This is a genomic window from Bradyrhizobium genomosp. I (2014), assembly GCF_000261685.1.
Taxonomy (GTDB): domain Bacteria; phylum Pseudomonadota; class Alphaproteobacteria; order Rhizobiales; family Xanthobacteraceae; genus Bradyrhizobium.
This window is the reverse complement of sequence record NZ_AJQE01000232.1, coordinates 1-10355: the sequence shown is the minus strand read 5'-3', so window position 1 is coordinate 10355 and position 10355 is coordinate 1. Positions and strand designations below refer to the sequence as shown.

Genomic DNA, 10355 nt, shown 5'->3' with positions numbered 1-10355 from the left:
CCCCCGCCTGGGGCCGCATCATCGGCGATTGCTTCGAGGCGGCCCAATCGCCGCTGCGGACATATTGGTCGGCCACCAAAATCCGCCGCGTCGCCGCCAGCATCAGGGTCACGGCGATATCGGCGACCGAGGCCGCATTGGCGCCTGGACTGTGGCCAACCGCGATGTTTCGGCTGGCTGCCGCCTTCAGGTCGACGCCGTCATAACCGGTGCCGTAGCAGACGATGGCGCCGAGCTTTGGAAACAGGTCCATCGCCTCCGCTCCGAGCGGGGTGCCGCCCGCGGTCAGCATCGCGCGGATGCCGTTGAGTTCACCCGCCGAGAACACCTCGCGCGCAGGCTTGCCCCCGGTGTCGAGCAATTCGAACCGCTCCGCGAAACGCGCCATCATGGTCTTGGGAAAGCGCGAATAGATCAGGACCTTGTCAGCCATTGTTCTTGTTTCCGGTGAGCGTCGCCACAAACGACGAGGGGCGGAATCGGTTGCCCAATTCCGCCCCTCGCCTCATGCAATTATCGAACCTTAGCCGAGAATGGTGCCCGGCTCGACCTTCACGCCGGGGCCCATCGTCGAGGACACCGCAACGCGCTGGATGTAGGTGCCCTTGGACCCGGCCGGCTTTGCCTTCGAGACTGCATCGGCCAGAGCCTTGATGTTCTCGACCAGCTTCTCCTCGGAGAACGAGGCCTTGCCGACGCCGGCCTGCAGGATGCCGGCCTTCTCGACGCGGAACTCGACCGAGCCGCCCTTGGCACCCTTCACCGCGCCGGTGACGTCCATGGTCACGGTGCCGATCTTCGGGTTCGGCATCAGGCCGCGCGGGCCGAGCACCTTACCCAAACGGCCGACCAGCGGCATCATGTCGGGGGTGGCGATGCAGCGGTCGAAATCGATCGAGCCGTTCTGCACCTTCTCGACCAGGTCTTCGGCGCCGACGACGTCGGCACCAGCGGCCTTGGCCTCATCGGCCTTGGCGCCACGGGCGAACACACCGACGCGGAGCGTACGGCCGGTGCCGTTCGGCAGGGTCACGACGCCACGGACCATCTGGTCGGCGTGACGCGGGTCGACACCGAGATTGATCGCGACCTCGATGGTCTCGTCGAACTTCGCCTTGGCGCGCTCCTTGACCATCTTGATGGCGTCCGCGAGCGGGTAAAGCTTTTCGCGGTCAATGCCTTCGCGGGCTTTGTTCAAACGCTTTCCGATTGCCATGACCGCTTACCCCGCAACTTCCAGACCCATCGAACGGGCGGAGCCCTCGACCATCTTCATGGCCGATTCGATGGTGTCGCAATTCAAGTCCTTCATCTTCTTCTCGGCGATCTCGCGCACCTGCGCCTTGGTCACCTTGCCGGCCTTGTCACGGCCCGGCGCCTTCGAGCCGGACTGGATCTTGGCAGCCTGCTTGAGGAAGAAGGACATCGGCGGCGTCTTCATCTCGAAGGTGAACGAACGATCGGCGTAGATCGTGATCACGACGGGAATCGGGGTGTTCTTCTCTTCCTTCTGGGTCTGGGCGTTGAACGCCTTGCAGAACTCCATGATGTTGAGACCGCGCTGACCGAGCGCGGGACCGATCGGGGGCGAAGGATTCGCCGCACCGGCCGGGACCTGAAGCTTCAGGTATCCGGTCACTTTCTTTGCCATGTATCACTCCTGTTGTGCCGGCGATTGCCGGCGGTTTCAGGTTCGTGGTCGGGATCGACGGGCGGCTGGCAACCGCCCTCGTCCTCCCACGGCCTCTCTTTGCGCAAAGCGTTTCGGCTTCACGCGCGACCCGATCAGACCTTCTCGACCTGACCGAATTCCAGCTCGACCGGCGTGGCGCGGCCGAAGATCGACACCGCGACCTTCACGCGCGAGCGCGCCTCGTCGATTTCCTCGACCACACCCGAGAACGAGGCGAACGGGCCGTCGGCCACGCGCACGTTCTCGCCGATCTCGAACGACACCGACGCCTTCGGCCGCTCCACGCCCTCCTGCACCTGGTGCAGGATGCGCATGGCCTCGGCTTCCGAGATCGGCATCGGCTTGTTTTCCGCGCCGAGGAAGCCCGTCACCTTGGGCGTGTTCTTGATCAGATGGAACGCCTCGTCGGTCAGCTTCATCTTCACCAGCACATAGCCCGGGAAGAACTTGCGCTCGGCGTCGATCTTGCGGCCGCGGCGCACTTCCGTGACCTTCTCGGTCGGCACCAGCACCAGCTCGAACAGATCCTCGAGCCCGCGCTGCTTGGCCTGCTCGCGGATCGATTCGGCGACCTTCTTCTCGAAGTTCGAATAGGCGTGGACGATGTACCAGCGCTTGTCGGACACTTGAGCGGTTGCTGTTGCCATCAGTGAATGCCCAGGAGGAAGGTGATGAGGACGCGGATGATCTGGTCGGCGGCGAAGAAGAAGATCGAGGCGACCGCGACCATGACGAACACCATGATGGTGGTGATCGTGGTCTCACGACGGGTCGGCCAGGTGACCTTGGCGGTCTCCGAACGCACTTCCTGCAAGAACTTGAAGGGGCTGACTGCCATCGTTTGATGTCCAACGTCCGTCGACAGACGCGAATGAATTTCGGGGATCCGAACAGCCGCCGCTGGCCCAGCCCTCTGTTTCGAAGGATGAGCCGGAAACCGGGCTCGATTGTTCGGGGATTTCAAAGCCGCGCCGGAGATCCGCGTCTAACGGGCCGGCTGCGAGTGCGGGGTAGATACTGCGGATGGGGCCAAAGGTCAAGATATCGGGGCTTCGCGCCGGCAAGCCGGCGTCCTCGGCGACCGCGCACAGCGCGGGCAGGATCAGGGATTTCCCGTCGTCCCCGCCCGAGGCGGGGATCGGCCTCCGCCCGAAACCTCCCCGACCGACCCGCCCGGGTCAGTCTGCCCGGTCGACCATGGAGATACCCGGGAGCGGCACCACGAATTTGCCACCCTCGGAGAAATAGCGGGCGTGCTTGGCCCGGATCGGGTCGACATAGCGCCAGGCGAAGACCACGACGAACGCGGGCTTACGCTCGTAAAGGGCGGCCGGGGGCAGAATCGGAATGTCGTAACCCGGGCCGGCCATCACGTTCCCCTTCTTGGGGTCGTCGTCGACCAGGAAATCGATCTTGTTCTCCAGGCCGAACTGCGGCAGCAGCGTCGTGGTGCCGACCGAGACGCCATAGCCGGCGACCAGCTGACCGCGCGCATGGGCGGCATCGGCCATCGCGACCAGCTCGTCGCGGATGGCCGCGATCCGTTTCACATAAGGCGCATAATAGGCCGGCTGATCGACGCCGAGCCGGTCCTCCTCGGCGATGAATTTCGCGACCTCCGCTGACGGCTTCTTCGCGCCGCCGGCGCGCTGGACCGTCACGCGGATCGAGCCGCCCTTGGTCCAGATGTGCTGAACGTCGATCACTTCCATGCCGAGGCGCGCGAAGAAACGCGTCAACGGTTTGATGTTAAAATACGACAGATGCTCGTGATAGACGGTATCGAGCAGGTTCTTCTCGGTGACGTCGACGCCGTATTGGGTTTCGAAGACGAACAATCCGTCCGGCGCGAGCACGTCGCGAACCCCGATCACCAGCGGATCGAGATTGTCGACATTCGCGATCATGTTGTTGGCGATCACGACGCTCGCCGCACCATGGCTTTGCAGGATGCGGTGCCCGATAGCGTCGGTAAAGAAATCGCCGATGGTCTCGATCCCCGCTTCCGTCGCGCGCCGCGCGATATCGACAGCGGGATCGACACCCAGCACCCGCATGCCGCGCTCCCTAAAGAAGCCGAGCAACGATCCGTCGTTGCTGCCGAGCTCGACGACCAGCGAGCCCGGCGCGATGCCGAAGCGGCTGACGACGTCGTTGGCATAGCCTGCGAAATGCTCCCGCAGGCCGAGCGAGAGCGAGGTGGTATAGACGTAATTGCGGTACTGGATCTCCGGATTGCCGACCTCGAGAATCTGGAGGTGGCCGCAGTCCCTGCACAGATGCAGCGACATCGGTACCGCAGCCCGGAAGACGGGATCGTCGACGCTGGCGTTCGGCACCTGGAAGTTCGGCGTGCCAATGGGCATGCCTGCCATCGGAACGACCCGCTCCTGCTTGTCCGAATGACAGAGGCGGCAAGTATGGCGGACGTAGAACAGGTTTTTCATCGTGGAACCGAAATACGAGATGCGCAAGCGGGTGAGATAATCCCACCCTGTGAAGACCGGATCGGCAATGGGCTCAAGCAGGTCATGAGTGGCTCGAGACTTCGCTGCCCTGCCCCAGCACGAAGCTGGGCGCTTCCTCCGCCGCCTTGGCAGCCTTGTCCGCGGAATACGACCCGCGCTCCGGACTCGCCAGCCAGATCGCGCCGCCGGCGAGCCCGACGATCACGCTGATGGCGCCCAACAGAAGCGAAACCGACAGCGCTTCCTCGGACGGCACCCCTGCCAGACCGAGGCAGGCGACCATCGCTCCTTCGCGAACGCCCCAGCCGCTGATCGAGATCGGAACGGCCGTCAACAGCACCACCGGCGGAATCAGGATGCCGGCGTCCAGCACCGAGATCTGCGCTCCGACACCGCGCGCCAAGGCGTAGCAGGCCGCCGCGGTCACCAGATGAATGAGGAGCGCCGATCCGAACAGCACACCACGGCGCTCGGATTGCAGGAGAAGAAACCTGACCAGCGTCCCGAACCGGACGAAGCTTGCGATCGCGGGAAGCGCGATGAGGCGCTTCGGCAGACGGTCGAGCGTCAACAGGACCACGGTACCGGCGACGCCCGCCAGCGTCAGTCCGCCGATGGCCAGGATCGCAGCCTGATTGGACACGCGTGACACCAGGAAAGGCAACCCGGCCACCATCAACACGATCAGCCCGATCAACGCCGTGAAGCGGTCCGCGGCAACGCCCTTGACCGCTCCCGACCACTGCACGCCACGTTGGCGGAGCAGCCACATCCGCACCGCGTCCCCGCCGACCGATGACGGCAACACCTGGTTGAACCAGAGGCTGATCATGAGAATCCGCCAGCCCGCGAGCCAGTTCAACGACACACCGAGCGCGCGCATGATCAGCTCCCACCTGCCGTTGAGCACGAAGGTCTGAGAGAAGATCAGCGCCAGGGCGACGACGAACAGGACGGGATCGACGGAGACGAGATGAGCCCGCAATTGGCCGAGGTCGAGACCACGCGCGATGTAGACCAGCACCGCGACCGACAGCAGCAGCTTTACCGAGAACAGGGCCGCCTGCTTGAACCGCGACTGCATCGGATGCACGCCCTCAGGATGCCGGATATTCCGCGCGACCGATGACGAGGTCGATCGCGGCCATCATCCAGAACTGGTGCGTGGTCTCGACAATGTTGTAGCTGCGGCTGTCCACCCAGAAATTGACGTCGCCGAGATTGCGCAGGGGATTGTCCGCGTTCATGCCCGACAGCGTGATCACGTCGAGCTTCATCGTCCGCGCCTGCGCAACCGCATTGAGGATGTTCTTCGAGCGTCCGGACGAGCTGATCGCGACGAGGCAGTCGCCGGCGCGGGCGCTCAGCCGCACCGCATGCGCGATCCAGTCCTCGAATCCATAATCGTTGGCAAGGCACGACATCATGCTCGCATCGCTGAAGCAGAGCGCAGGCACGGACGCGTTCTTCGCAAGATCGATCGCCAGATGCGAGGCGATGCCGGCCGAACCGCCATTGCCGATGAAGATGACGCGACCACCCTGCTCGCGCGTGCGCAACCAAGCCGCGCGAGTGGCGGAGATCCTGGCAAAAATAGCATCGTCGACCGCCGTCGCGCGATGCAGGCGCCCCATGTAATCTGACAGGAAAACCTTGTGATCGGGATCGACGGACTCGGCAGGCATGGGCTGGCGGCTCGACTGCAACATGTGGCCCTGATACCGGCTATTACCACCGATTGCAAAGGTATAATGCTTGCAAAAGTGGCGAGCGACTGGTAGTCGGCCTTTCGGGTTTCACTCAACATTGGCGACGCCCGCAGGGCATTCGCACTACGGATGTTCCCTATGAAGTGCATCGTTACTGGCGGCGCCGGTTTCATCGGCAGTCACCTCGTCGATCGCCTCCTCGATGACGGCCACGAGGTGATCGCGCTCGACAATTTCGTCATCGGACGTCCCGAAAATCTCGCCTCGCGCGCCAAATCGGATCGGCTTAAGATCGTGCGGGCCGACGTCACCGAGCCGAACTCGATTGCACCGTATTTCCACGGTGTCGACTGGGTCTTCCATCTCGCGGCGCTGGCCGACATCGTTCCCTCGATCGAGTCCCCGATCCCGTATCACCGCGCCAACGTCGACGGCACGGTCAACGTTCTCGAGGCTGCGCGGCACGCGGGAGTCAGCCGCTTCGTCTATGCGGCGTCGTCGTCCTGCTACGGTATTCCCGACGTCTACCCGACGCCGGAGAGCGCCGAGATCCGGCCGATGTATCCCTACGCGCTCACGAAGAATATCGGCGAGCAGTGCGTCATGCACTGGTGCCAAGTCTACAAGCTGCCTGCGGTGGCACTGCGCCTGTTCAACGTGTACGGGCCGCGCCATCGCACCACGGGCACCTACGGTGCCGTGTTCGGCGTGTTCATGGCGCAGAAGCTCGCGGGCAAGCCCTTCACGGTGGTCGGCGATGGCGAGCAGACCCGCGACTTCACCTTCGTCAGCGATGTCGCCGATGCCTTCGTGACCGCCGCGCGCTCCGATGTCTCGCACGAGATATTCAACGTCGGCTCGGACAACACCTACAGCGTCAACCGGCTGGTCCAGCTTCTCGGCGGCGACAAGGTTCATATTCCCAAGCGTCCGGGCGAGCCCGACTGCACATACGCAGACATCACCAAGATCAAGCGGGTGCTGAAATGGACGCCGAAGGTGAAGTTCGAGGACGGCGTCGCGACGATGCTGAAGTCGATGGACCAGTACAGGGACGCGCCCCTGTGGACTGTGGACAAGATCGCCGATGCCACCAAGGACTGGTTCAAATATCTCGGTGACGGCGACGAGACGGCGTCAGGCACGCCGCAGAAGGCGGGCCGTTGAGCAGACTCGTCCGACCTCAGCGTCCGTGCCGCCAACCGATCATTTCCGGGCCGGCCAGACCGACCCGCGCTTTGGATAATTAACATGGGTAATGCTCCGACTGAAAAGCCGACCGTCCATCCGGCACCGCACCAGAAGATCAAGACGATCGAGGAGCTGGGCGAGATCGCGCGGGCCGCGCAGGCCGAGGGCCGGACCGTTGCGCTCTGCCACGGCGTGTTCGACCTCGTGCATCTCGGCCACGTCCGGCACATCCTGGCGGCGCGCAACGAGGCCGACGTGGTCATCGTGACCGTCACGGCCGACCGCTTCGTCAACAAGGGCCCGGGGCGGCCGATCTTTCCGGAGAACATGCGCGCCGAGATGCTGGCCGCGCTCGGCACCGTCGACTGGGTCGGCATCAACCGGACATCGAGCGCCGAGACGATCCTCGATACCGTGCGCCCCGACATCTACGTGAAGGGCTCCGACTACGAAAATCCCGACGATGACGTCACCGGCAAGATCGCCGTCGAGCGGGAGGCCGTCGAACGCCATGGCGGCCGCATCGTCTTCACGCGCGACGTGACCTTCAGCTCGTCGTCGCTGATGAACCGGTACTTCGACATCTACGATCCCCCTCTGCGCGATTACCTCCAGAAGGTGCGCGAAGGCGGTGGCGCCGAACGCCTGCTGAAGCTGATCGACAAGATCCAGGACATGCACGTCGTGCTGGTCGGGGATACCATCATCGACGAATACCAGTACGTCACGGCGCTCGGAAAGGCTTCGAAGGAGAACATTGTCGCCACCCTGTTCAAGAATGGCGAGCAATTTGCCGGCGGCGTCATTGCCGCGGCCAATCACGTGGCGAGCTTCTGCAAGTCGGTGGAGATCGTCACGACGCTGGGCGGCAACGACTACCCCGAAGAATTCATTCGCGCGCATGTCCGCCCGAATGTCACGCTCACGCCGATCCGCGTTCAGGGCCGCCCGACCACCCGCAAATTGCGCTACGTCGAGATGGGCTATCTGCACAAGCTGTTCGAAGTCTACACCATGGACGACACGCCGCTCGACGAGGCCGAGCGCAAGGAGATCGACCGTGTCACCGCCGAGCGGGTGCGCGGCGCTGACGTCGTCATCGTCACCGATTTCGGTCACGGCATGATCGCATCCAGCACGATCGGCACGCTGATCGCGAACTCCAGGTTTCTGGCGGTCAACGCCCAGAGCAACAGCGGAAACCACGGCTACAACCTGATCACGAAGTATCCGCGCGCCGACTACGTCTGCATCGACGCGCCGGAAGCGCGCCTGGCGGCCACCGACAAGTTCAACGACATCGCGTCGGTGATCCAGGACCGCCTGCACGGCAAGATCGATTGCGACAACATGATCATCACGCACGGCTCGTTCGGCTGCTACCCCTTCTCGTCGAAGACCGGCGTCGCGCGCGTTCCCGCCTTCACCAAGACGGTCGTCGATACGGTCGGCGCCGGCGATGCCTTCCTGACGATTACGGCGCCGCTGGTCGCAGCCGGGGGCAATATCGAGGACGTCGCCTTCATCGGCAACGCGGCAGGCGCGATCAAGGTGGGCATCGTCGGCCACCGCAGCTCGGTCGAGAAGGCGCCGCTGGTCAAATTTGTCACCGCGTTGTTGAAGTGACGCGAATGGGAAAATCTGGAGAACGGCTGTGATTGGTCAGAAATGGAATGTGATGGTCACCGGTGGCGCCGGCTATGTCGGCAGCGTGCTGGTTCCCCAGTTGCTGGCGGCGGGCCACAAGGTCACCGTGCTCGACCTCTTCATGTATGGCGAGGACGTCTTCAACGCCGTTCGCGACAATCCGAACCTGCGCCTGATCAAGGGCGACATCCGCGATGAGGCCGCGATCAACGAGGCCCTGCGCGGCAACGATGCGGTGATCCACCTCGCCTGCATCTCCAACGACCCCTCGTTCGAACTGGATCCGGGGCTCGGCAAGTCCATCAACTACGACTGCTTCCGTCCGATGGTGCGCGCGGCGAAGAAGGCCGGCATCAAGCGCTTCATCTATGCGTCGTCCTCGAGCGTCTATGGCATCAAGGACGAGGCCGAGGTGACCGAGGAGCTGTCCTGCGATCCGCTCACGGACTACTCGAAGTTCAAGGCGATGTGCGAGACCGACCTCGCCGACGAGGCCGCATCCGGCTTCGTCACCTGCACGGTTCGTCCCGCCACCGTCTGCGGCTATGCTCCGCGGCAGCGTCTCGACGTCGTCGTCAACATCCTGACCAATCTGGCGGTCAACACCGGCCGCATCCGCGTGTTCGGCGGAACGCAGAAACGGCCAAATCTGCACATCGAGGACATGTCCGCGGCCTATCTGTTCCTGCTGCAGCAGGATGACGCGAAGATCGACGGCAAGACCTACAACATCGGCTACGAGAACCACTCGCTGATGAAGATCGCCGACATCGTCAAATCGGTGGTCGGAGACAATGTCGACGTGGCCGTCGAGCCGACCGACGACCTGCGCTCCTACCACGTCTCCTCGGAGAAGATCCGCCGCGAGCTCGGATTTGCGCCGACGCACACGATCGAACAGGCGGTGTCCGGACTCGTGGATGCCTTCAAGACCGGACGCCTGCCGAACTCTCTCAACGATCCCAGGTATTTCAACATCAAGATGATGCAGAACATCAGCCTGAAGTGAGCGGCGTGCGGGTCGGCATCGATTTCGACAATACGATCATCTGCTACGACAAGGTCTTTGCCGCCGTCGCGCGCCAGCGCGGGCTGGTGCCGGAGGGCTGGGACGGGCTGAAGACCGAGGTGCGGGACTATCTGCGGTCCCGCGCGGGCGGCGAGCTTGCCTGGCAAGGGCTGCAGGGCTTCGTCTACGGCAAGGGCATTGGCGGCGCCGAGATCTATCCCGGAGTCCGCGAGTTCCTCGCAACGTGTCGCAACGCAGGCGCGAGCGTCTTTATCGTCAGCCACAAGACGCAGTTCGGCCATCAGGATCCCGACCGCGTCGACTTGCGCGAGGCCGCGCGCGGCTGGTTGAGGGGCGCGGGTCTCATCGACGCCGCCGGCGCGGCGCTGGCCGCGGGCGATATCTATTTCGAGGACACGCTGGCGGCCAAGGTCGATCGCCTCGCGAGCCTGCAGCTCGATATATTCATTGACGATCTCGTCGATGTCTTCGAGCAGCCGCACTTTCCGAAGACGACGCGATCGATCCTGTTCACGCAGTCGCGGCCTCCCCATCCCGAGCATTGCGAGCCGATTGCGACCTGGGCCGATATTCACCGCGGAGTTTTCGCGAGATGAGCGAGCCGGACATCAGCGCGC

At 63.6% G+C, this 10355-nt stretch carries 11 protein-coding genes and 1 pseudogene; 4 read left to right on the top strand and 8 right to left on the bottom strand.

Annotated features, from left to right (window positions below):
- The 8 genes and pseudogenes from IC50_RS21930 to IC50_RS21895 form a co-directional block, all read right to left on the bottom strand.
- Nucleotides 1–433: pseudogene (locus IC50_RS21930) on the bottom strand (2-hydroxyacid dehydrogenase); the annotation flags it as partial.
- Between the two features lie 90 nt (nucleotides 434–523).
- Entirely contained in the window at nucleotides 524–1216 is a 693-nt protein-coding gene (gene rplA / locus IC50_RS21925; protein WP_018647230.1) for a 50S ribosomal protein L1, read from the bottom strand.
- Nucleotides 1217–1222: 6 nt separating this feature from the next.
- Nucleotides 1223–1651, bottom strand: coding sequence for a 50S ribosomal protein L11 (gene rplK / locus IC50_RS21920; protein ID WP_008136439.1), 429 nt, complete (start codon nucleotides 1649–1651; stop codon nucleotides 1223–1225).
- Nucleotides 1652–1785: 134 nt separating this feature from the next.
- Nucleotides 1786–2340 (bottom strand): transcription termination/antitermination protein NusG, encoded by a 555-nt coding sequence (gene nusG, locus IC50_RS21915; protein ID WP_028146088.1) that lies wholly within the window; start codon nucleotides 2338–2340, stop codon nucleotides 1786–1788.
- Nucleotides 2340–2531: a preprotein translocase subunit SecE gene (gene secE / locus IC50_RS21910; RefSeq protein ID WP_007602984.1), complete on the bottom strand. Its 192-nt coding sequence runs from the start codon at nucleotides 2529–2531 to the stop codon at nucleotides 2340–2342. The genes nusG and secE overlap by 1 nt, the downstream gene beginning before the upstream one ends.
- Nucleotides 2532–2871: 340 nt before the next feature.
- On the bottom strand, nucleotides 2872–4140 hold the full coding sequence (locus IC50_RS21905; protein WP_035709548.1) for a class I SAM-dependent methyltransferase: 1269 nt from the start codon (nucleotides 4138–4140) through the stop codon (nucleotides 2872–2874).
- A gap of 82 nt (nucleotides 4141–4222) precedes the next feature.
- A complete protein-coding gene (locus IC50_RS21900) occupies nucleotides 4223–5245 on the bottom strand; it encodes a lysylphosphatidylglycerol synthase transmembrane domain-containing protein (protein ID WP_035709545.1) in 1023 nt (340 codons plus the stop codon).
- A 13-nt stretch (nucleotides 5246–5258) separates the two neighbouring features.
- A complete protein-coding gene (locus IC50_RS21895; protein WP_244429624.1) occupies nucleotides 5259–5846 on the bottom strand; it encodes an SIS domain-containing protein in 588 nt (195 codons plus the stop codon).
- A 162-nt stretch (nucleotides 5847–6008) separates the two neighbouring features.
- Here IC50_RS21895 and IC50_RS21890 point away from each other — a divergent pair, with 162 nt between their 5' ends.
- The 4 genes from IC50_RS21890 (at nucleotide 6009) to IC50_RS21875 (ending at nucleotide 10334) form a co-directional block, all read left to right on the top strand.
- Nucleotides 6009–7037 (top strand): SDR family oxidoreductase, encoded by a 1029-nt coding sequence (locus IC50_RS21890; protein WP_035709538.1) that lies wholly within the window; start codon nucleotides 6009–6011, stop codon nucleotides 7035–7037.
- 84 nt (nucleotides 7038–7121) lie between these two features.
- A complete protein-coding gene (locus IC50_RS21885) occupies nucleotides 7122–8687 on the top strand; it encodes a PfkB family carbohydrate kinase (protein ID WP_050991056.1) in 1566 nt (521 codons plus the stop codon).
- A 28-nt stretch (nucleotides 8688–8715) separates the two neighbouring features.
- On the top strand, nucleotides 8716–9717 hold the full coding sequence (locus IC50_RS21880; RefSeq protein ID WP_035709536.1) for an NAD-dependent epimerase/dehydratase family protein: 1002 nt from the start codon (nucleotides 8716–8718) through the stop codon (nucleotides 9715–9717).
- Entirely contained in the window at nucleotides 9714–10334 is a 621-nt protein-coding gene (locus IC50_RS21875) for a hypothetical protein (protein ID WP_035709534.1), read from the top strand. The genes IC50_RS21880 and IC50_RS21875 overlap by 4 nt, the downstream gene beginning before the upstream one ends.
- Nucleotides 10335–10355 lie beyond the last annotated feature (21 nt).

Bases quoted from the DNA above. Each gene is read 5' to 3' on its own strand.
- rplA (WP_018647230.1), bottom strand. From the start codon at position 1,216: ATGGCAATCGGAAAGCGTTTGAACAAAGCCCGCGAAGGCATTGACCGC.
- rplK (WP_008136439.1), bottom strand. From the start codon at position 1,651: ATGGCAAAGAAAGTGACCGGATACCTGAAGCTTCAGGTCCCGGCCGGT.
- nusG (WP_028146088.1), bottom strand. From the start codon at position 2,340: ATGGCAACAGCAACCGCTCAAGTGTCCGACAAGCGCTGGTACATCGTC.
- secE (WP_007602984.1), bottom strand. From the start codon at position 2,531: ATGGCAGTCAGCCCCTTCAAGTTCTTGCAGGAAGTGCGTTCGGAGACC.
- IC50_RS21905 (WP_035709548.1), bottom strand. From the start codon at position 4,140: ATGAAAAACCTGTTCTACGTCCGCCATACTTGCCGCCTCTGTCATTCG.
- IC50_RS21900 (WP_035709545.1), bottom strand. From the start codon at position 5,245: ATGCAGTCGCGGTTCAAGCAGGCGGCCCTGTTCTCGGTAAAGCTGCTG.
- IC50_RS21895 (WP_244429624.1), bottom strand. From the start codon at position 5,846: ATGCCTGCCGAGTCCGTCGATCCCGATCACAAGGTTTTCCTGTCAGAT.
- IC50_RS21890 (WP_035709538.1), top strand. From the start codon at position 6,009: ATGAAGTGCATCGTTACTGGCGGCGCCGGTTTCATCGGCAGTCACCTC.
- IC50_RS21885 (WP_050991056.1), top strand. From the start codon at position 7,122: ATGGGTAATGCTCCGACTGAAAAGCCGACCGTCCATCCGGCACCGCAC.